The sequence below is a fragment of the Nocardia sp. NPDC057353 genome, assembly GCF_042667085.1.
Classification (GTDB): domain Bacteria; phylum Actinomycetota; class Actinomycetes; order Mycobacteriales; family Mycobacteriaceae; genus Nocardia.
In genome coordinates this window covers 14,093-33,664 of record NZ_JBHVAK010000045.1, presented here as the reverse complement: position 1 = coordinate 33,664, position 19,572 = coordinate 14,093, and the positions used below count along the sequence as shown (strand labels likewise).

The 19,572-nt window shown below is 70.4% G+C and carries 21 protein-coding genes; 7 read left to right on the top strand and 14 right to left on the bottom strand.

The window, feature by feature from the left end; genetic code table 11:
• Positions 1-2: 2 nt before the first annotated feature.
• From hsaB to hsaA, 4 genes are read right to left on the bottom strand one after another with little or no spacing between them, the layout of a single operon-like run.
• Positions 3-572, bottom strand: a complete 570-nt coding sequence (hsaB, locus tag ACFUUZ_RS22130; RefSeq protein ID WP_378699104.1) for a 3-hydroxy-9,10-secoandrosta-1,3,5(10)-triene-9,17-dione monooxygenase reductase subunit — start codon at positions 570-572, stop codon at positions 3-5.
• Positions 569-1,474 carry an iron-dependent extradiol dioxygenase HsaC gene (gene hsaC, locus ACFUUZ_RS22125; RefSeq protein WP_378699102.1) on the bottom strand — a complete coding sequence of 302 codons (906 nt, stop codon included), beginning with the start codon at positions 1,472-1,474 and terminating at the stop codon, positions 569-571. Before hsaC ends, hsaB begins: the two co-directional genes overlap by 4 nt.
• Positions 1,474-2,352 carry a 4,5:9,10-diseco-3-hydroxy-5,9,17-trioxoandrosta-1(10),2-diene-4-oate hydrolase gene (gene hsaD, locus ACFUUZ_RS22120; protein WP_378699100.1) on the bottom strand — a complete coding sequence of 293 codons (879 nt, stop codon included), beginning with the start codon at positions 2,350-2,352 and terminating at the stop codon, positions 1,474-1,476. Before hsaD ends, hsaC begins: the two co-directional genes overlap by 1 nt.
• A gap of 12 nt (positions 2,353-2,364) precedes the next feature.
• Positions 2,365-3,528: a 3-hydroxy-9,10-secoandrosta-1,3,5(10)-triene-9,17-dione monooxygenase oxygenase subunit gene (gene hsaA, locus ACFUUZ_RS22115; protein ID WP_378699098.1), complete on the bottom strand. Its 1,164-nt coding sequence runs from the start codon at positions 3,526-3,528 to the stop codon at positions 2,365-2,367.
• Positions 3,529-3,724: 196 nt separating this feature from the next.
• On the opposite strand from hsaA, the gene ACFUUZ_RS22110 reads away from it, so the two are divergent.
• A complete protein-coding gene (locus ACFUUZ_RS22110) occupies positions 3,725-4,921 on the top strand; it encodes a Rieske 2Fe-2S domain-containing protein (RefSeq protein WP_378699096.1) in 1,197 nt (398 codons plus the stop codon).
• The gene (locus ACFUUZ_RS22105; protein ID WP_378699094.1) at positions 4,921-5,250 is read left to right on the top strand and encodes a hypothetical protein; all 330 of its coding nucleotides are present in this window, start codon (positions 4,921-4,923) and stop codon (positions 5,248-5,250) included. Before ACFUUZ_RS22110 ends, ACFUUZ_RS22105 begins: the two co-directional genes overlap by 1 nt.
• A gap of 1 nt (position 5,251) precedes the next feature.
• Here the strand turns inward: ACFUUZ_RS22105 and ACFUUZ_RS22100 are convergent, their stop codons facing one another.
• Positions 5,252-5,653 (bottom strand): cupin domain-containing protein, encoded by a 402-nt coding sequence (locus ACFUUZ_RS22100; RefSeq protein ID WP_378699092.1) that lies wholly within the window; start codon positions 5,651-5,653, stop codon positions 5,252-5,254.
• Positions 5,654-5,666: 13 nt separating this feature from the next.
• Complete coding sequence (locus ACFUUZ_RS22095; protein ID WP_378699090.1) at positions 5,667-6,266, bottom strand: TetR/AcrR family transcriptional regulator; 600 nt, start codon at positions 6,264-6,266, stop codon at positions 5,667-5,669.
• An 83-nt stretch (positions 6,267-6,349) separates the two neighbouring features.
• On the opposite strand from ACFUUZ_RS22095, the gene ACFUUZ_RS22090 reads away from it, so the two are divergent.
• The gene (locus ACFUUZ_RS22090; protein ID WP_378699088.1) at positions 6,350-7,240 is read left to right on the top strand and encodes an alpha/beta fold hydrolase; all 891 of its coding nucleotides are present in this window, start codon (positions 6,350-6,352) and stop codon (positions 7,238-7,240) included.
• Here the strand turns inward: ACFUUZ_RS22090 and ACFUUZ_RS22085 are convergent, their stop codons facing one another.
• From ACFUUZ_RS22085 to ACFUUZ_RS22060, 6 genes are all read right to left on the bottom strand, one after another.
• Positions 7,241-8,458, bottom strand: a complete 1,218-nt coding sequence (locus ACFUUZ_RS22085) for an MFS transporter (RefSeq protein ID WP_378699086.1) — start codon at positions 8,456-8,458, stop codon at positions 7,241-7,243. It abuts the gene before it with no gap.
• 109 nt (positions 8,459-8,567) lie between these two features.
• Positions 8,568-9,593, bottom strand: coding sequence for an acyl-CoA dehydrogenase family protein (locus tag ACFUUZ_RS22080; protein WP_378699084.1), 1,026 nt, complete (start codon positions 9,591-9,593; stop codon positions 8,568-8,570).
• A 46-nt stretch (positions 9,594-9,639) separates the two neighbouring features.
• Positions 9,640-10,620: an acyl-CoA dehydrogenase family protein gene (locus ACFUUZ_RS22075; protein WP_378699082.1), complete on the bottom strand. Its 981-nt coding sequence runs from the start codon at positions 10,618-10,620 to the stop codon at positions 9,640-9,642.
• A complete protein-coding gene (locus tag ACFUUZ_RS22070) occupies positions 10,617-11,756 on the bottom strand; it encodes an acyl-CoA dehydrogenase family protein (RefSeq protein ID WP_378699080.1) in 1,140 nt (379 codons plus the stop codon). Before ACFUUZ_RS22070 ends, ACFUUZ_RS22075 begins: the two co-directional genes overlap by 4 nt.
• A complete protein-coding gene (locus ACFUUZ_RS22065; protein WP_378699078.1) occupies positions 11,756-12,631 on the bottom strand; it encodes an enoyl-CoA hydratase in 876 nt (291 codons plus the stop codon). Before ACFUUZ_RS22065 ends, ACFUUZ_RS22070 begins: the two co-directional genes overlap by 1 nt.
• Positions 12,631-14,184 carry a FadD3 family acyl-CoA ligase gene (locus ACFUUZ_RS22060; protein ID WP_378699076.1) on the bottom strand — a complete coding sequence of 518 codons (1,554 nt, stop codon included), beginning with the start codon at positions 14,182-14,184 and terminating at the stop codon, positions 12,631-12,633. The genes ACFUUZ_RS22065 and ACFUUZ_RS22060 overlap by 1 nt, the downstream gene beginning before the upstream one ends.
• A gap of 56 nt (positions 14,185-14,240) precedes the next feature.
• Here ACFUUZ_RS22060 and ACFUUZ_RS22055 point away from each other — a divergent pair, with 56 nt between their 5' ends.
• Genes ACFUUZ_RS22055 through ACFUUZ_RS22040 form a run of 4 tightly spaced genes read left to right on the top strand, consistent with a single transcriptional unit; the run spans position 14,241 to position 18,047 of the window.
• Positions 14,241-15,443, top strand: a complete 1,203-nt coding sequence (locus ACFUUZ_RS22055) for an acyl-CoA dehydrogenase family protein (RefSeq protein WP_378699074.1) — start codon at positions 14,241-14,243, stop codon at positions 15,441-15,443.
• On the top strand, positions 15,440-16,258 hold the full coding sequence (locus ACFUUZ_RS22050; protein WP_378699072.1) for an SDR family oxidoreductase: 819 nt from the start codon (positions 15,440-15,442) through the stop codon (positions 16,256-16,258). The genes ACFUUZ_RS22055 and ACFUUZ_RS22050 overlap by 4 nt, the downstream gene beginning before the upstream one ends.
• Complete coding sequence (locus ACFUUZ_RS22045; protein ID WP_378699155.1) at positions 16,258-16,872, top strand: TetR/AcrR family transcriptional regulator; 615 nt, start codon at positions 16,258-16,260, stop codon at positions 16,870-16,872. Before ACFUUZ_RS22050 ends, ACFUUZ_RS22045 begins: the two co-directional genes overlap by 1 nt.
• Positions 16,873-16,880: 8 nt before the next feature.
• Positions 16,881-18,047 (top strand): acetyl-CoA C-acetyltransferase, encoded by a 1,167-nt coding sequence (locus ACFUUZ_RS22040; RefSeq protein ID WP_378699070.1) that lies wholly within the window; start codon positions 16,881-16,883, stop codon positions 18,045-18,047.
• Between the two features lie 57 nt (positions 18,048-18,104).
• Here ACFUUZ_RS22040 and ACFUUZ_RS22035 read toward each other — a convergent pair whose 3' ends face one another.
• Complete coding sequence (locus ACFUUZ_RS22035; protein WP_378699068.1) at positions 18,105-18,575, bottom strand: hypothetical protein; 471 nt, start codon at positions 18,573-18,575, stop codon at positions 18,105-18,107.
• Positions 18,572-19,198 (bottom strand): hypothetical protein, encoded by a 627-nt coding sequence (locus ACFUUZ_RS22030; RefSeq protein ID WP_378699066.1) that lies wholly within the window; start codon positions 19,196-19,198, stop codon positions 18,572-18,574. The genes ACFUUZ_RS22035 and ACFUUZ_RS22030 overlap by 4 nt, the downstream gene beginning before the upstream one ends.
• Between the last annotated feature and the right edge of the window lie 374 nt (positions 19,199-19,572).

Genomic DNA, 19,572 nt, shown 5'->3' with positions numbered 1-19,572 from the left:
ACCTACAGCCACGTATCCAGCGTCGTGGTGGTGAGAAAGTGCTCGAGATCCGCGCGCCAGGGCGCGGGCACCGTCTTCTCCGGCTCGATAGCGCTGTACTGCCCCCGGTAGAAGAGCAGCGGCCGCCCCGACTCGCCCACCTCGGCGAGCGAGAGCACCCGCCCGATGACGATCCAGTGATCCCCACCGTCGACCACCCGGTCGACCGAGCACTCGATGGTGGCGAGCGCATCGTCGAGAACGGGCAGCTCGAGGGCGGAGCGGTGCCACGCCGCCCCGGCGAACTTGTCCTGCTCCCGCGACCCGAAGCGGGCACAGAGCTCCCGCTGCTCCTCGGCGAGCACGTTCACCGCGAACCGCCCGCGCTCCTCGATCGCCGCCCAGGAGCGGGACGCCTTGCCCGGGCAGAAGAGAACCAGGGGCGGGTCGAGGGAGAGCGCGGCGAAGGACTGGCAGGCGAAGCCCACCGGCGCCTCGTCCGCGCCGAAGGTGGTGATCACGGTGATCCCGGTGCAGAACTGCCCGAGGACGTTCCGGAACGCCCGCCCGTCGATCTCCGGGTACTCGCTCATTGCTCGCGGAACCCGACGGTGAAGTCGTGACCCCACAGGCTGACCGCGGTCGACTCCCGCGCGATCCAGTCGTCGTCCTCGACTTCCAGCCCCTCGCAGCCGAATTCGATGTCGAACCCGCCCGGCGTCTTCATGTAGAAGGACAGCATCTTGTCGTTGACGTGCCGCCCGAGCGTGGCCGACATCTTCACCTTCTTGCGCAGCGCGCGGTCCAGCGCGAGCCCGACGTCGTCGGCGTTCTCCACCTCGAGCATGAGGTGCACGATGCCGCTGGGCGTCGGCTGCGGCAGGAAGGCCAAAGAGTGGTGCCGCGGGTTGCAGCCGAGGAAGCGCAGCCAGGCGGGCTCGCCGTCGGCGGGGCGGCCGACCATCTGCGGCGGGAGCCGCATGGAGTCGCGCAGCCGGAAGCCGAGGACGTCGCGGTAGAACTCCAGCGCCGCCTTGTCGTCGGAGGTGCTGAGCACGACGTGTCCGAGCCCCTGCTCCTCGGTGACGAAGCGGTGCCCGTACGGGCTGACCACCCTGCGGTGCTCGAGCGCGACACCGTGGAACGCCTCCAGGACGCTGCCGCTCGGGTCCTCGAACCGGATCAGCTCGTAGACCTTGCGGTCGGCCAGCTCGGCCGCGGTGCCCTCCTTGTAGGGGACGCCCGCGGCGTCCAGGCGGGCGCGGATGTCCTGCAGCTCCTCGGCGTTCGCGGTCTCCCAGCCGGAGACCTGCAGCCGGTCCTGCTCGCCGGGCACGATCACCAGGCGGGCCGGGAACTCGTCCATGCGCAGGTAGAGCGAGTTCGGGTCGGAGCCCCTACCCTCCACCATGCCGAGCACCTTGAGCCCGTACTCGCGCCAGGCGGCGATATCGGTGGCCTCGATGCGGAGGTAGCCGAGGGAGCGGATGCCCATCACTTCTCCTTCAGGCCGGCCAGGAAGTCGATCGCCAGCCGGTTGAACTCGTGGAACTTCTCCAGCTGCGCCCAGTGCCCGCAGCCGCCGAAGACGTGCAGCTGCGCCCGCGGGATGGACTTGAGCGCGACCAGCGCGCCGTCCAGCGGGTTCACCCGGTCCTCGCGGCCCCAGATGAGCAGCACCGGCTGGCGCAGCGTGTAGGCGTCGCGCCAGAGCATGCCCTTCTCGAAGTCGGCGCCTGCGAAGGACTTGCCCATCGCGCGGGTGGCGGCCAGCGACTCCGGCTCGCTCGCCGAGGCGAAACGCTCCTCGACCAGCTCGGGGGTGATGAGCTTCTGGTCGAAGACCATGATCCGGAGGAACGCCTCCAGGTTCTCCCTGGTCGGCTCGTAGTTGAACTTGCCGAGCAGCTTGACGCCCTCGGTGGGGTCGGCGGCGAAGAGGTTGGTGCTCAGCCCGCCGGGGCCCATGAGGATGAGCTTGCCCGCGCGCTCCGGGTAGTCCAGCGCGAACCGCACCGAGGTGCCGCCGCCCAGCGAATTGCCGAGCAGGTGCACCCGGTCGGTGACGCCGAGGTGGTCCAGCAGGTCCTTCAGCGCCGACGAGCTGTGCACGAAGTACTGCGGGTGCTCGGTCGGCTTGTCCGACTTGCCGAAGCCGGGCTGGTCGACCGCGAGCACATGGAACTCACGGGCCAGCACCGGGATGTTGCGCGCGAAGTTGGACCACGAGGAGGCGCCGGGGCCGCCGCCGTGCAGCAGCACGATCGTCGGGCCGTTGCCGACGCCCGCCTCGTGGTAGTGCAGTGTCAGGTCCGGCCGCACCTGGGCGAACCGGGAGGTGGACTCGTAGGTGAGTTCCGCCGTCGAGGTCACGTGTGTTCTCCCCTACACCATGGCGTCGTTGATCGGCAGCCCGAACTCGTGCGTGCCGAACATCTGGTACGCGCGCTCCGGGTCGTTCGCCGCGTGCACCCGGCCCGCGTGCGCGTCGCGCCAGAAGCGCTGCAGCGGCGTGCCGTTGGACAGCGCGGTCGCGCCCGCGCTCTCGAAGAGCCGGTCGATCGAGGCGATGGCGCGGCCGGTGGCGCGCACCTGGTCGCGGCGGGCCCGAACGCGCAGATCGAACGGGATCTCGCCGCCGGCCTTCAGGATCGCGTACTCGTCGGCGACATTCCCGGAGAGCTGGCGCCACGCGGCGTCGATATCGCTGGCCGCCTCGGCGATCCGCACCTTGGCGAAGGGATCCTCCTTGGCCTTCTCGCCCGCGTAGGCGGCGCGCACCCGCTTGCCCTGGTGCTCGACGTGCGCGTCGTAGGCGCCGTAGGCCATGCCGACGATCGGCGCCGAGATGGTGGTGGGGTGCACGGTGCCCCACGGCATCCGGTAGACCGGGTCGGTGTTCTGCTCCAGGCCGGGCGCGGTCAGCTCGCTCATCGCCTTGAAGCTGAGGAAGCGGTGCCTGGGCACGAAGACGTCCTCCACCACGACGGTGTTGGAGCCGGTGCCGCGCAGCCCGACCACGTTCCAGACGTCGTCGATGCGGTAGTCGTCGCGCGGGATCAGGAAGGAGCCGAAGTCCACCGGCTTGCCGTCCTTGATCACCGGGCCGCCGAGCACCGCCCAGCTCGCGTGGTCCGAGCCGGAGGACCAGGCCCAGCTGCCCTTCACGATGTAGCCGCCGTCGGTGACGGTGCCGATGCCCATCGGGGCGTACGAGGAGGAGATCCTGACCTCGGTGTCCTCGCCCCAGACGTCCTCCTGGGCGCGCTGGTCGAAGAGCGCGAGGTGCCAGTTGTGCACGCCGATGATGCCCGACACCCAGCCGGTGGAGCCGCAGGCGCTGGCGATCTTGCGCACGGTGTCGTAGAAGACGACCGGGTCGGCCGCGTGGCCGCCCCACTGCTTCGGCTGTAGCAGCCGGAAGAAGCCGGTCTCCTGCAGCGCCTTCACGGACTCGTCCGGAATGCGGCGCAGATCCTCGGCCTCCTGCGCGCGCTCGCGCAGCGTCGGCAACAGTGCTTCGACCCGTTCGGTCACTTCCTGCGTCATGTCCGGACCTGCTCCTGCCTGGTCGATCGGTAACCGGTACTCATCACTCCTGAGACTAGAACAGGTTCTTATTTATGTCGAGAACAGAACGCGGGTGCTGGTCGAAGCCGGGCGAAAGCGGGAGAGCTGGGCCTACGCTGGCGCTGCGGCGCACAGTTTTGTAACGTGTTCTAGTAGTGAAGGAGGAGGATTCGCGATGGCAGACACCTCAACCCGCGGCGGTAAGGTGCGGGAGCTCGACGTCGGCACGGTTCCGACCCGCTACGCGCGGGGCTGGCACTGCCTCGGGCTGGCGAAGACCTTCCGCGACGGCAAGCCGCACGCGGTCCATGTATTCGGTACCAAGCTCGTGATCTGGGCGGACGGCAGCGGCGAGCTCCGCGTGCTGGACGCCTACTGCAGGCACATGGGCGGGGACCTGAGCATGGGCGAGGTCAAGGGCGACGACATCGCCTGCCCGTTCCACGATTGGCGCTGGTCCGGCACGACCGGCAAGTGCACCGAGATCCCCTACGCGCGGCGCGTGCCGCCGCTGGCGCGGACCAGGAAGTGGATCACCCTCGAGCGCAACGGCCAGCTCTTCGTCTGGCACGACCATGAGGGAAGCACACCGCCGGACGACGTGACGATCCCGCACATCGTCGGCCCCTACACCGACGCCGATGGCAACGCCACCGAGCAGCTGGACAGCGGCTGGACCGACTGGACCTGGAACTCGATGCTGATCGAGGGCGCCAACTGCCGCGAGATCATCGACAACGTCGTGGACATGGCGCACTTCTACTACATCCACTACGCCTTCCCGACCTACTTCAAGAACGTCTTCGAGGGGCACATCGCCACCCAGTTCCTGGAGACCAAGGGCAGGCCGGACATCGGGATGGCGTCGAAGTACGGCGGCGACACGCTGCTCAAGTCCGAGGCGTCGTACTTCGGCCCCTCGTACATGATCAATCCGCTGGTCAACATCTACAGCGGGTACGAGGTCAAGAGCGTCCTGATCAACTGCCACTACCCGGTGAGCCAGGACTCCTTCATGCTGCAGTGGGGGATCACCCTGCAGAAGCCGGACGGCGTCGAGGGCGAGACCGCCGACAAGCTGGCGGCCAAGATGACCGAGGGCATCAGCGTCGGCTTCCTGCAGGACGTGGAGATCTGGAAGCACAAGTCCAAGGTCGAGAACCCGCTGCTCTGCGAGGAGGACGGGCCGGTCTACCAGCTGCGCCGCTGGTACGACCAGTTCTACGTCGACCTCGCCGAGGTGACCGAGAAGATGACTCAGCGCTACGAGTTCGAGGTGGACACCACCAAGGCGAACGAGTACTGGGAAGCCGAGGTGGCGGAGAACCTGCGCCGTCAGCAGGAGGCCGGGCCGCAGGAGGCGAGCGTCTGATGGCCGCCACCTGGGCCAAGGCCCCTGACTTCGCCGACCGGCCGGAGCGGCAGGCCGAGGTGCGGGCCCAGACGGTGGCGGACAAGCAGCGCTATCTCGAGGACGGCATGACGCCGCTGCGGTGCCAGTCCTGCGGCACCGAGGTCAGGGTGCGCAAGGCCAGTGAGCGGCAGACCTCGATCGAGTGGACCGAGCCGCCGCAGGCGCGCTGCCCGGTCTTCGCCCGGCTCAGCGCGGACGGGTACGGGCCGGGGCGGCCGGAGGGGTGCGAGAGCCTCGCCAAGACGATCCGGTGGGCCGTCGAGGAGGGCGTGCTCGAGGTGCAGTAGCTCAGTCGAGCCGGAAGTCCTCGAAGTCGAAGCCGGGGGAGACCACGCAGGCGACCAGCACATGCTGGTCGCCTGCCGGTTTTGCGGCCTGGCTCACCCCGCCGGGCACCAGCACCTGCAGCTGCTGACCGGCCGCCGGGTCGGGGCCGAGCAGCACCTCGGTGCCGCCGATCTCAAGGACCAGCGCGCCACCGCCCTGCCAGAACCAGAGCTCGTCCGAGCGCACGGTGTGCGCGGCCGAGCGCTCGCCCGGCATGAGCAGGAAGAGGATGGCGGTGGCCGCGGCGCGGTCGCCGGGGTAGCCGTCGGGGGTGAAACGCACCGGGCTGCGGTAGGTCTCGCGGAACCAGCCGCCCTCCGGGTGCGGGTCGAGGTCGAGCGTTTCGGCGAGGGGCGGGCGCATGGCGTCCTTTCGGTCAGGGTGGGCAGAGCCGGTCCAGCAGGCGGTCGAGGAGCAGTTCGGCGTGGTCCGGGGTGGCGAAGCCGCTCAGCATGCCCTGGGCGAGCCCGTCGACCGCGGCGACCAGGAGTTCGGCGTCCAGTGTGATCGTCTCCATGCGGGCGTCGGTGCCTCGACGCACCCGCGCCAGTTGCTGGGCGGCGGCGTCGACCGAGTCCCTGGCCGGGCCGGTGCCGATGGAGTTCTCCACCTCGGCGCCGCCGAGCCGGGCGGCCTGGAAGGCGCCGAGGATGAGCACCTCGGCGCGGCGGGTGTCGTCCAGCGGGAGCAGCTCGGCGAAGGTGGTGCGCAGGACGTCGCGCGGGCTCGGGTCCGGGCCGAGCGCGGTGAGCCCGGCGGCGAGCCTGGCGCCCGCGTCGACCAGCACGGCCTGGTGGGTGGCGATCAGGAACTCGCGCTTGGTGCCGAAGTAGTACTGCACCAGCCGCACCGAGATCCCGGCCTCGGCCGCGACGGACTGGAAGGTGGCCGCGGTCAGCCCGTCGCGGGCGATCACCCGGCGGGTGGCGTCGGTGATCTGCTTCCTGCGCTGTTCGTGGTCGGCGAGCCGAGGCATTCGTCCACCTTTCCCCGGAAGGCATACGGTACGGCGAGGCAGCCTTTATGATACGACGGTACCACCATATGTGAGGAGCGGTGATGGCGATCAGAGCGGGGCACTTCGGGAGCGCGAAGGCGCGGGAGAAGTTCGTCGCCGCCTACCGGGCCGCCGAAGCACTGTATCCGATCCCGTGGCGGGATCTCGAGGTATCCACCTCCTACGGCCCCACCTATGTGCGCAGCTCCGGGGACGGCACCGGAACGCCGCTGGTGCTGGTCCACGGGTTCCAGGGGAACAGCCTGATGTGGAGCCCGGTGATCGAGCGGCTGGCCCGCCGCCGCACCGTCTACATGCCGGACATCATCGGCACGCCGGGCCGCTCGGTGCAGACCGAGCCGATCGTGCGCGGCGCCGAGATGGCGCGCTGGCTCGGCGAGGTGCTGACCGGGCTCGACCTGCCGCGCGCGCACCTCGTCGCCTTCTCGCACGGCGGCCGGTTGGCCGGGATGCTCGCCGGGCAGAGCGACATCCCCGCCAGCCTCACCCTCATCGAGCCCGGCTCGGTGCTGGTCCCGGTGCGCACCGTGCTGCTCGCCCGCATGGTCCTGGCGGGCATCCGGCCGACGCGCGGCCGCACCCGCAGGCTGCTCGCGCGGTTACAGCCCGGCGTTCCGATCGCCCGCGAGGACGCCGAACTCGCCACCGCGGCCACCCCCTTCCGCATGTCGCTGCCGTACGCCCGGGTGCTCGCCGACGCCGACCTCGCCGCCATCGCCACCCCCACCCTCGTGCTCTGCGGCGGCGGCACCGTCCTGTACGACCCCGCCGCCGCCGTCAAACGCGCCCGTGCCCTCATTCCAAATGTGGAGACCGAGGTGTTCCCCGAGGTCTCGCACGGCCTGCTCGCCGAGGTCCCGCGCTCCGCCGCCACCCGCCTCCTGCAGTTCACGGCGCTGCACGACGCACGGGTTCGCGGCGCGTCGGCGTGATCAGTCGCCGACGGTGACGGCCCTGGCCTCGTCGATGCTGTGCGGCGCGGGCTCGTGCTCATCGATGTGGGCGAGCGCGGCCCGGCCGCCGAGCAGGACGAGGACGGCGGCGGCGGTGAGGGCGGCGCCGAGCCAGAAGGGGAGCGCGGTGCTGTGCTCGCCGAGCTTGCCCGCGAGGTAGGGGGCGGCGGCGCCGCCTGCGAAGCGGACGAAGCTGTAGGCGGCCGACGCGGTGGAGCGCTCGACCGGGGCGGAGATCATGACGGCCTCGGTGATCAGGGTGTTGTTGACGCCGAGGAAGAGCCCGGCCAGCACGGTGCCCGCGATGAGCACCGGCTTGGAGTCGGCGAAGAGCGCCATGACGGCGAGGTCGGCGGCGAAGAGCCCGATGGCGGCGCACATCATGGGTAGCGTGCCGTAGCGGCGCTGCAGCCGCGGGGCGAGGAAGACCGAGGAGACGGCGAGCAGGATGCCCCAGCCGCAGAAGATGAAGCCGATGGCGTAGGTCCCCATGTCCAGCGGGAACGGGGTGTAGGCGAGCAACGTGAAGAAGCCGAAGTTGTAGAGCAGCGCGGTCAGGCTGACCACGAGCAGGCCGCGGTGGCGCAGCGCGCGGAAGGGGGCGGTGATCGAGGTGCGGTGCGCGGGCTTCGGGCTCTCCGGCAGCAGGACCAGGATGGCGACGAAGGCGATGGCCATGAGCACCGAGACGCCGAAGAACGGCCCGCGCCAGCTGATCCCGCCGAGCACCCCGCCGACCAGCGGCCCGGTGGCGATGCCGATGCCGAGCGCCGCCTCGTACAGGATGATGGCCCGCGCGACCCCGCCGCTGGCCGCGCCGACGATGGTGGCGAGCGCGGTGGCGATGAAGAGCGCGTTGCCCAGCCCCCAGCCCGCCCGGAAGCCGACGATCTGCGCGACGGTGTCGGAGAGCCCGGCCAGCGCGGCGAAGATCACGATCACCGCGAGCCCGGCGAGCAGCGTGCGCTTGGCGCCGAACCGGCTGGAGACGACGCCGGTGATCAGCATGGCGACCCCGGTGACCAGCATGTAGCTGGTGAACAGCAGCGAGACCTGGGACGGCGAGGCGTGCAGCTGCTCGCCGATCGGCTTCAGGATGGGGTCGACCAGGCCGATGCCCATGAAGGCGATGACGCTGGCGAAGGCGACGGCGTACACCGCCTTCGGCTGCTTCGTGCGTTCGGGAGTGGCGCTCATCGGAAGACCTCATCGCGTGTCGACGGCTGATCGCGGCGCCGTAAACACGCGGCAGGCCGCACACAGATAATTGTTACATAAGCTAATTATCTGTGTGCGGTGAGGTCGCTCACCCGGTGCGGGCCGGGCGGCGGGCGGCGCCGAAGAGCTGGGCGTCGGCGTGCGCGCGCTTGAAGAAGAGGTGGGCGTCGTGCTCCCAGGTGATGGCGATGCCGCCGTGCAGCTGGATGGACTCCGCCGCCACCGTGGAGAAGGCGGTGGTGCTGTGCGTGCGCGCCACCCAGACCTCCTCCGCGGCGGTCTCCGCCTCGGTGACCAGTGCCGATGTGGCGGCCTGGACGGTGGACTCGGCCGATTCGACGAGCACGTACAGGTCGGCCATCCGGTGTTTGAGCGCCTGGAAGCTGCCGATCGGGCGGCCGAACTGCACCCGCGACCTGGTGTACTCCACGGTGTTCTCCAGGCAGCGCGTTGCGGCGCCGACCTGTTCGGCGGCGAGCGCGGTCCAGGCGATCTCGCGCAGCCGGGCGGGGTCGACCGAACCGATGCGGCGGCCGGTGACGCCGTCGAACTCGACCTCGCCGACGCGGCGGGTGGGGTCCATGGTGGCGATGGTGCGGACGGCGGTCGGCTCGGCCTCGTAGAGCCCGGCGTCGGTGAGCACCAGGTGCGTGGTGGCGCCCGCGGCGTCGAGAACGTAGTGCGCGGTGCCGTGCAGCGTGTCGCCGTCGGCGCGCACGCCGGGCGAGTCCCAGCCGCCTGCGCAGGCCCAGCTGACGGCGAGGGTGCCGGTGCCTTCGGCGACCTCGGGGAGCAGCCGGGCGCAGGTGTCGGCGTCGCCCGCCAGCAGCAGCGCCTGCACGCCGATGACGGCGGAGCCGAGCATCGGCACCCCGGCCAGGGTGCGGCCGAGTTCGCCGACGACCAGCAGGGATTCGGTGAGCCCCGCGCCGATCCCGCCGTACTCCTCGGGGATGGCGAGCGCGGCGACGCCGATCTGCTCGCAGAGCAGGCGCCAGAGCTTCTCGTCGTAGCCGAGGTCGGTGTCGATGGCGGCGCGCACCGCGGCGGAATCCGCGTGCTTGGTGAGCAGGGCCCGCACCGACGTGCGGAACTCCGTCAACTCGTCGTTCACGCGGCCCACCCGCGTCCGGACGCGCAGCGCATCGTGGCTCCCGCGCTCATGCGGTGCCGCGCAGGGAGTCGGCGATCCGCGATCGGTGGAAATCGGAGGTGCCCCAGGCGCTTTGCAGCGCGCGGACCCTGGTGATCCAGAGCGAGAGGTCGTACTCGGCGGTGTAGCCGATGGCGCCGTGCACCTGCAGCGCCACCCGCGAGGCGAGGTACGCGGCGTCCGCGCACTTCAGCAGCGCAGCGGAGACATCGCGCCCGCGGGTGGGCTCGGTCGTGGTGAGCGCGGCGCGCAGGAGCAGCGGCTCGGCCAGGTCGAGCGCGATGAGCACATCGGCGAGCTGCTGCTTGACCGCCTGGAAGCTGCCGATCGGCGCACCGAACTGCTTGCGCTGCTTGGCGTACTCGGTGGTGGCGGACAGCAGCGCCTTGCCCGCGCCGAGCAGCTGCGCGGCGGCGGCGAGCGCGCCGTGGTCGAAGCCCGCCCCGGTGGCGGCGCGCACCTCCTCGCCCTCGGCGAGCACCTCGCCGGGCTGCACCCGGAAGAGCCTGCGCGCGGGGTCGACCGAGCGCATCGGCTCGCCGACGGTGGCGCGGCTCAGCCGCGGGCCGTCGGCGATCAGCACGGTCTCCGCGATATCGGCGTCGAGCGCGAGCGGCTCGCCGAAGGCGATGGTGCCGAGCGCGCCCTCCGCCAGCCCGGGCAGGATGTCGGCGGGCACCTCGGGCAGCGCCTGGAGCAGCGCGGGAATGGCGGCGGCCGATTCGACCAGCGGACCGGGCGCGGCGGCCCGGCCGATCTCCTGGAAGGCGACCAGCAGGTCGACCGGCTCGGCCCCGAGCCCGCCGTGCTCCTCGCTGACGGCGAGCCCGAGCACGCCCGCGTCGGCCAGGCCGCGGACCAGCGCGAGCCCCGGCCCGGTGTCGCCTGCGGCCCAGCTCCGGACGGCGGCCGGGGTGCGGCCCGCCTCGAGGAGTTTGCGCACGCTGGCCCCGAAGTCGGTCTGCTCCGGGCTGAGCGCGAATCTCATCGGCTTCCTCTCGGTAGTCCGAGCAGCCGCTCGGCGATGATGTTGCGCTGGATCTCGTTGGTGCCCGCGTAGATCGGGCCGGAGATGGCGAAGAGGTAGCCGTCGGTCCACGGCCCCGCCTGCTCGGCGGCGCCGCCGAGGACGTCCAGCGCGGTCTCGTGCATGGCCACGTCCAGCTCGGACCAGAACACCTTGGTGATCGAGGACTCCGCGCCCAGCTTGCCGCCCTCGGCCAGCCTGGTCACGGTGCCGAAGGTGTGCAGCCGGTACGCCTCGGCGCCGATCCAGGCGTCGACGACGGCATCGCGCTGCGCGGTGTTCGCCCGGTCGCCCGCGGTGCGCCACAGCTCGAGCAGCCGCTCGGCGGTGGCGGTGAACCGGCCGGGGCTGCGCAGCGAGAGCCCGCGCTCGTTGCTCGAGGTGCTCATGGCGACCCGCCAGCCCTCGTTCGGCGGGCCGATCACGTCGGCGTCCGGCACGAAGACCTCGTCCAGGAAGATCTCCGCGAACCCGGCCTCGCCGTCCAGCTGCGGGATCGGCCGCACCGAGACGCCCTCGGCGTCCAGCGGGAACATGACGTAGGTCAGCCCGCGGTGCCGCTCGGCCTCCGGGTCGCTCCGGAACAGCCCGAAGGCGCGGTCGGCGAAGGCGGCACGGGAACTCCAGGTCTTCTGGCCGCTGAGCAGCCAGCCGCCGTCGGTGCGCTTGGCGGTCGAGCGGATACCGGCCAGGTCGCTGCCTGCCTCCGGCTCGGACCAGGCCTGCGCCCAGATGTCGTCGCCGCGGGCCATCCGCGGCAGGATGCGGTCCAGCTGCTCCGGGGTGCCGTGCTCGAAGAGCGTCGGGGCCAGCAGGAAGATGCCGTTCTGCGCGACCCGGCCCGGCGCGCCCGCGGCGTAGTACTCCTGCTCGAAGAGGACCCACTCCAGGAGCGAGGCATCGCGGCCGCCGTGCTCGCGCGGCCAGGAGACCACGGAGAAGCGGGCGTCCGCGAGGGTGTGCTCCCACGCGCGGTGCGCCTCGAAGCCCGCGGCGGTGTCCATGGACGGCAGCGGGGTGCGCGGCGCCGACTCGGCCAGGAACTCCCTGACCTCGCGCTGGAACGCGCGCGCGGATTCGTCGAGATCCAGGTCCATCAGGCTTTCCCGTTCTCGGTCGCGGTGTCGCGCATGGAGCGGGCGTTCATGCCGCCGAGCGCATCCGCCCCGACCTCGGCATTGTGCGCGTGCGCGAAGTGGTGCAGCCCGAAGACCGAGTCCATGCCGGTGCGCATCCCCATCAGATCCTCGGCCTGGTTCACCGCCTTCTTGGTGAGCGCCAACCCGAACTGCGGCATCTGCGCGATCTTCTCGGCCAGCGCGGTCACCTCGGCCTCCAGCTCGGCGCGCGGCACGACCCGGTTCACCATGCCCCACTCCTTGGCCTGCGCCGCGCCGAAGCGGTCGCCGGTGAAGAGGAACTCCTTGGCGGCGCGCGGGCCGATCATCCACGGGTGCGCGAAGTACTCGACGCCCGGAATGCCCATGCGCACCACCGGGTCGGAGAAGAAGGCGTCGTCCGAGGCGACGATCAGGTCGCAGACCCAGGCCAGCATGAGCCCGCCCGCGATGCAGGCGCCCTGCACCTGCGCGATCATCGGCTTGGGGATCTCCCGCCAGCGCCTGCACATGCCGAGGTAGACCTCGGACTCGCGGGCGAAGCGCTGGTCACCGCCCTTGCGGTCGACGTGGTCCCACCAGAGCACGGCTTTGTTGTCGTAGTGCACGTGGTGGTCCTTGCCCGGCGTCCCGATGTCGTGCCCGGCGCTGAAGTGCTTGCCGTTGCCCGCCAGCACGATCACGGTGACCTCGGCGTCCTCGACGGCGCGCTGGAAGGCGGCGTCCAGCGCGTAGGTCATCACCGAGTTCTGCGCATTGCGGTAGTCCGGCCGGTTCATCGTGACGACCGCGATCGGGCCGCGCCGCTCGTAGGTGACCACCTCGCCCTCGTCGGGCACACCGTCAGCGGACATCACGAAATCTCCTCACGTAGACGACGTTTCAGCACCTTGCCTGCGGCGCTGTAGGGCAGCTGGTCGCGGAACTCGACGAAGCGCGGGACCTTGAAGTTGGCCAGCGTGCCTGTGGTGTGCGCGAGCACCTGCTCTTCGGTGAGCTCGGCGCCGGGCTTGCGCACTACGTACGCCTTGCCGACCTCGCCCATCCGCGGGTCCGGCACGCCGATCACCGCGGACTCCGCGACCCCGTCCAACCGGGCCAGCACCTGCTCGATCTCGGCCGGGTAGACGTTGAAGCCGCCGCAGATGTACATGTCCTTGAGTCGGTCGGTGATCTTCAGGTAGCCGCGCTCGTCGACCACCCCGATATCGCCGGTGTGCAGCCAGCCCTCGGTGTCGATGGCCTCGGCGGTGGCCTCCGGGTCGTCCAGGTAGCCGAGCATGACGTTCGGCCCGCGCAGCAGCACCTCGCCGGAATCGGCCAGCTTCAGCTCGAAATCGGCGATCGGGCGGCCGCAGGTGCCGGAGATGGTGGCCGGGTCGTCGTCGGGACGGCACATGGTGCCGAACCCCGCCGCCTCGGAGAGGCCGTACGCGGTGAGCACCACCTCGAAGGCCAGCTCGTCGCGCATCCGCTCGATCAGCACCACCGGGACGGTGGCCGCGCCGGTCACCGCGATCCGCAGCGTGCTCAGGTCGAACTCCGCGCGGTCCGGGAAGTCGAGGATGGTCTGGTAGATGGTCGGCGGGCCGGGGAGCACCGAGATCTGTTCCTCGTTGACCAGCCGCATGGCCGTCGGTACGTCGAACACCGCCTGCGGCACGATGGTCGCGCCGGTGAGGACGCAGGCGAGAATGCCCGCCTTGTAGCCGAAGTTGTGGAAGAACGGGCTGATGATCAGGTAGTTGTCGGCCTGCCGCAGGGTCGCGCACTCGACCCAGCCGCGGACGACGCCGAGCGCCTGCCGGTGCGCCACCAGCGTGCCCTTGCTGCGGCCGGTGGTACCGGAGGTGAAGAGGATGTCGGCGATGTCGTCCGGGGAGACGGCGTCGGCGCGGGTTTCGACCTCCGCACGCGGGGTCTGCCAGGCGAGGTCGCCCAGGTCGTCCCAGTGCAGCGCGTCGGCGGCCGAGCGCGGTGCGCCGGGGTCGACCGGGATCACCACGATCGACGCGATGTCGAGCTGCGGCGCCTCCGCGCGCAGCTCGGCGAGCCGGTCCCGGCCCAGGAACGGCCCCGCGACGAAGAGCGCGGCCGCGTGCACGCGCGCCAGCACGTCCGCCGCCTCGGCCGCCACATACCTGGTGTTCAGCGGGACCAGGGCGGCACCCGCGTACTGCGCGCCCAGCGCGGCCGCCACCCAGTGGTGCGTGTTCGGCGCCCACATGGCGACCCGGTCGCCGGGCCGGACCCCGCGGGCGATCAGCGCGCCCGCCACCCGGCGCACGGCGTCGAGCAGGTCGTCCCAGTCGAGCCGCGCCGAGCCATCGGCGATGGCGGGGGCGGCCCCGAACTCGGCCGCGGCCGCCCTGAGCGCCGCCGGGATGGTCTGAGCAGGGGTGCTCACAAATGTCCTCACCGTCGAAGCTACAAAGCAAGTGCTTGGTAGGTTACCCTAGCGTCGTGGGTGCGATCCAGACCTCAGAATCCGGCACGGCGGGTCCCGGCGGGGCCGATTCCGGCGATGCCGCCTTCGCCCGCGAGGTGCGCGAGTGGCTGGCCGACAATCTGTCCGGCGAGTTCAGCGGCCTGCGCGGGCTCGGCGGCCCCGGCCGCGAGCACGAGGCGCACGACGAGCGGCTGGCCTGGGACCGGCACCTCGCCGCCGCAGGCTGGACCTGCCTCGGCTGGCCCGCGAAGTACGGCGGCCGGGACGCGAGCGTGCGCAGGCAGGTGATCTTCCACGAGGAGTACGCGAAGGCGAACGCGCCCGCGCGGGTCTCGCACGTGGGGGAGGAGCTGCTCGGCCCGACGCTGCTCGCCTTCGGCACCGAGGAGCAGAAGCAGCGCTTCCTGCCCGGCGTCCGGAACGTCACCGAGCTCTGGTGCCAGGGCTACTCCGAGCCCGGTGCGGGCTCCGACCTGGCCGCGGTGAGCACCGCCGCCCAGCTGGACGGCGACGAGTGGTCCATCACCGGCCAGAAGATCTGGACCTCGCTGGCGCACGTCGCCGACTGGTGCTTCGTCATCGCCCGCACCGAGAAGGGCTCGAGCAGGCACAAGGGCCTCTCCTACCTGCTCGTCCCCATGGACCAGCCGGGGATCGAGGTGCGCCCGATCATCCAGCTCACCGGGACCTCGGAGTTCAACGAGGTGTTCTTCGACAATGCCCGCACCGCCGCCGACCTGGTGGTCGGCGCGCCGGGGGAGGGCTGGCGGGTGGCCATGGGCACGCTCGCGGTCGAGCGCGGCATCTCGACGCTGGGCCAGCAGATCCGCTTCGAGCGCGAGCTGGCCTCGATCGAGGAGCTGGCTACCGAGTCCGGGGCGGCGGAGGATCCGGCCATCGCGGCTCGGATCGACGACGCCTGGGTCGGGCTGCGGGTCCTGCGCGCGCACGCCCTGCGCACCATGGGCGAGAGCGGCGACGAGGGCGGGCAGGCCTCGGTCGGCAAGCTGCTCTGGGCCAACTGGCACCGCTCGCTCGGCGAACTCGCCATGGCGGTGCGCGGCCCCGCCGGGCTGCTCGCCGTCGACGACCTGGACGAATGGCAGCGGCTCTACCTCTTCACCCGCGCCGACACGATCTACGGAGGTTCGAACGAAGTGCAGCGCAACATCATCGCCGAGCGGGTGCTCGGACTTCCCCGCGAGGCCCGGCCGTGAGCGACAGCGCCGCCGTGGGCTCGAAGCCGCTCTCCGTCGCACCGGAACCTGTTGCGGGACACGGGCTGCTGACCGGACGTAAGGCCGTCGTGACCGCCGCCGCGGGCACCGGGATCGGCTCGGCGACGGCGCGCAGACTGCTCTCCGAGGGGGCCGACGTCGTGGTCTCCGACTGGCACGAGCGCAGATTGGGCGAGACCAGGACCGCGCTGGCCGCGGAGTTCCCGGACCGCACGGTGGGCGCCGTCGTCTGCGACGTGCAGAGCACCGAGCAGGTCGACGCCCTGATCACCGGCGCGACCGCCGCACTCGGCCGCATCGACATCCTGGTCAACAATGCCGGGCTCGGCGGCGAGACCCCGGTCGTCGACATGGACGACGCCCAGTGGGACCGCGTCCTCGACATCACCCTGAACGGCACCTTCCGCTGCACCCGCGCCGCGCTGCGCTACTTCCGCGCGGCCGGGCACGGCGGCGTGATCGTCAACAATGCCAGCGTGCTCGGCTGGCGCGCGCAGTACGGCCAGGCGCACTACGCCGCCGCCAAGGCCGGCGTCATGGCGCTGACCAGGTGCAGCGCGGTCGAGGCCGCCGAGCTCGGGGTGCGGATCAACGCCGTCTCCCCGAGCATCGCCAGGCACGCCTTCCTGGACAAGACCAGCTCCTCCGAGCTGCTCGACCGGCTCTCCGAGCGCGAAGCCTTCGGCCGGGCCGCCGAGCCGTGGGAGGTCGCCGCCACCATCGCCATGCTGGCCAGCGACTACACCAGCTACCTGACCGGCGAGGTGGTCTCGGTCAGTAGCCAGCGGGCATGATGAATCAGGTGACCGCCCCCGACGCCGCGAAGCCCAACCGACGCGCCGAACTGCTCGCGCTCGCCGCCGGACTCTTCGCCGAGCGCGGGCTGCGGGCCACCACCGTCCGCGATATCGCCGACGCCGCGGGCATCCTCTCCGGAAGCCTCTACCACCACTTCGATTCCAAGGAATCCATGGTGGACGAGATCCTCCGCGGCTTCCTCGACGACCTCTTCGGCCGCTACCGGGAGATCGTCGGCTCCGGGCTCGGCTCCCGGGACACGCTCGAGGCGCTGGTCCTCAGCTCCTACGAGTCCTTCGACCGCTTCCACGCCGCGGTCGCCATCTACCAGACCGAGGCCAAGCGGCTCCGCGGCTCCGAGCGCTTCGCCTACATCGAGGAGTACAACCGCGAGTTCCGCGAGCTCTGGCACCAGGTGCTGACGGCGGGCGTCGCCGACGGCACCTTCCGCGCCGAGCTCGACGTCGAACTCGCCTACCGCTTCCTGCGCGACACCGTGTGGGTCGCCGTCCGGTGGTATCGCCCCGGCGGCCCGGTCACGGTCGAGAACCTCGCCAAGCAGTATCTGACCATCGTGCTCGACGGGCTCACCGCCCCCGGGCACAGCTAGGAGTTCCGATGTCCGCACCCCGCCGCGCCCTCGATGCCTATGTCGTGGACGCCGTCCGCACCCCCGTCGGCAAGCGCAATGGCGCGCTCGCCCAGGTGCACCCCGCCGATCTCGGCGCCACCGTGCTGCGCGGCCTCCTCGACCGCAACCCCGTCGACCCCGCGCTGGTCGACGATGTGATCGTCGGCTGCGTCGACAATGTCGGCCCGCAGGCGGGCAATATCGGCCGCACCATGTGGCTCACCGCCGGCTACCCGGAGGAGGTGCCAGGGGTCACCGTCGACCGGCAGTGCGGCTCCAGCCAGCAGGCCATCAACTTCGGCGCGCAGGCCATCATGAGCGGCACCGCCGAGCTGATCGTGGCCGGTGGCGTGCAGAACATGAGCGCCATCCCGATCTCCGCGGCCATGCTCGCGGGCAAGGAGTACGGGTTCGACTCGCCCTTCGTCGGGGCGAAGGGGTGGGATCACCGCTACGGCACCGACGAGGTCTCGCAGTTCCGTGGCGCCCAGCTGATCGCCGAGAAGTGGGGAATCAGCCGGCAGGACATGGAGCAGTGGGCTCTCCGTTCGCACGAGCGGGCCCGGGACGCCATCAAGAACGGCCGCTTCGACAACGAGATCGTTCCCGTCGGGGACTTCCACATCGACCAGGGCCCGCGCGAAACCACGCTGGAGAAGATGGCCTCGCTGCCCGCCCTGGCCGAGGGCAGCCCGTTGACCGCGGCCGTCGCCAGCCAGATCTCGGACGGCGCCAGCGCGACCCTGCTCGCCTCGGAGTGGGCGGTGCAGGAGTACGGGCTGAAGCCGCGCGCCCGCATCCACCACGTCTCCGCCCGTGGCGCCGACCCGATCTTCATGCTCACCGCGCCGATCCCGGCGACCAAGTGGGCGCTGGAGAAGACCGGGCTGACGATCGACGACATCGACGTGGTCGAGATCAACGAGGCGTTCGCGCCGGTGGTGCTCGCCTGGTTGAAGGAGACCGGGGCCGACCCGGACAAGGTGAACTCGAACGGCGGCGCCATCGCGCTCGGGCACCCGCTCGGTGCCACCGGAGCCAAGCTGTTCGCCACGCTGCTGAACGAGCTCGAGCGACGGAACGGGCGCTACGGCCTGCTCACCATCTGCGAGGGCGGTGGCACCGCGAACGCCACCATCATCGAACGGTTGTGAACTCGGCGAGCCGGGCGAAGACCACTGCGGTGGACGAGCCCGGCTCGCACCCGCATTTCAGTATTGGGAGTGCGGGGTCGGTTCGGATGCGCTATCCCCATCCGGGTTATTGATAGTGAGAGAAACCTCGCCCGGCCGGAGGAGACGCAAGACCGGCCTCTCCAGCCCGAGCTTCGCACTCGATTGAGTGATGGACTCGCGAAGGTAGGGGTAGACCGCCATGACCCCGACTCGGGCCGCGAAGTCGGTAACGGCTTCCGCTGTGGCTTCGACCGGTTCTCGGAAAGTAAAAACAGCTGAAGCATCTGCGATGTACTCGCCTCCCGCTCCAGCAATAGTAGCCCTGCACCGAACTTCGAGACCGAGTTCATCTCGACCCAGCGCGATCTGTATGGACAGAGGCACTTCCCCAGCGTCGCGATTGCGTCGTCCGCTGCATTCGTAGAACACGATGTCGGTAAGTTCAGCAAAGGCGAGAATTGAGTCGGTGTCGGTGGCAACGCTCGCGGCCGAGAATTCTTCGCTCATATCGCGAGGCCGTATTCCGCCCGAAAACTACCGCCGGCTAGGGCAGAATGAGTGTCAATCCTGGACGGTGCATAGAAAGTCCCTGCTCGCCCGCCACCGAGCGCGACATAGCCGGTGATCTCGCACGCGTTCGAGCGGAGCGAACTTCTCGACAGGTCCAAGAGCGCACTATCGATGCGGGTGTGATCACTCATCGAAGGGAATCCGAGGTCGTCGGTCTCATAGTCCTGTCGCCGGAGCCACGCGACAACGTCGCCCCACAGCCAGACGCCACCGCCGACCAGATTCGCCGGTGTGGGGAAGGCATCCGCCCGCTGGCGCTCGCCTCGGACCCAGTTTCCCACTGCCTGCCGGGTTACTTCGGCTCGCTCGGCGATGTCCTGGCGGGTGACCAGATCGGGGTGTGACCGCACGGGCGAGAGTCCGCATGCCGCCAGAACACGTGCTGCGTTCATGGCGGCGCTGAGTACTTCGGCTCCTTCGGCGGTGACGGTAGCCAGCGTGAGGCCGGAGTGGGACTGGACCACAATGTCCAGATACCTCCCGACGTGCTCTATCCGCAGGTCACCGGGATCGGAGACCTGTGAGACCTCGAAAATGAGCTCGAACTCGCTCTGGGACATGTCACCAGCATGCGCCCCGGGTCGGCTGTTGTCAATTGACCACAGTCGGGCATATGGGGGCGTTACTACTTCATCAACTCGTGGCGGTCAGGACACTTCGCTGCCGACCGTTTGACTCGCTTGGCGGCATTTCCGGGATTCCGCGAGGTACCTGGGAGTGTGATGAAGTCTCCGGTCCCATCTGTGCAAGGGCAGTAGATCGCATATTTGTGGCCTTGGCGGCGCAGGCGCCAGCCCTGGTTCTTCACCAGTTCCTCGACCACTTCATAGACTTCTTTGTCAACCGACCCCCGCGCGTCTCGCACGCGGACCTCGGTCCATGCCTCACCCACTCCGATGTCTTGCGGCGGCATTCGCCGGGAAAGTCCATCGGG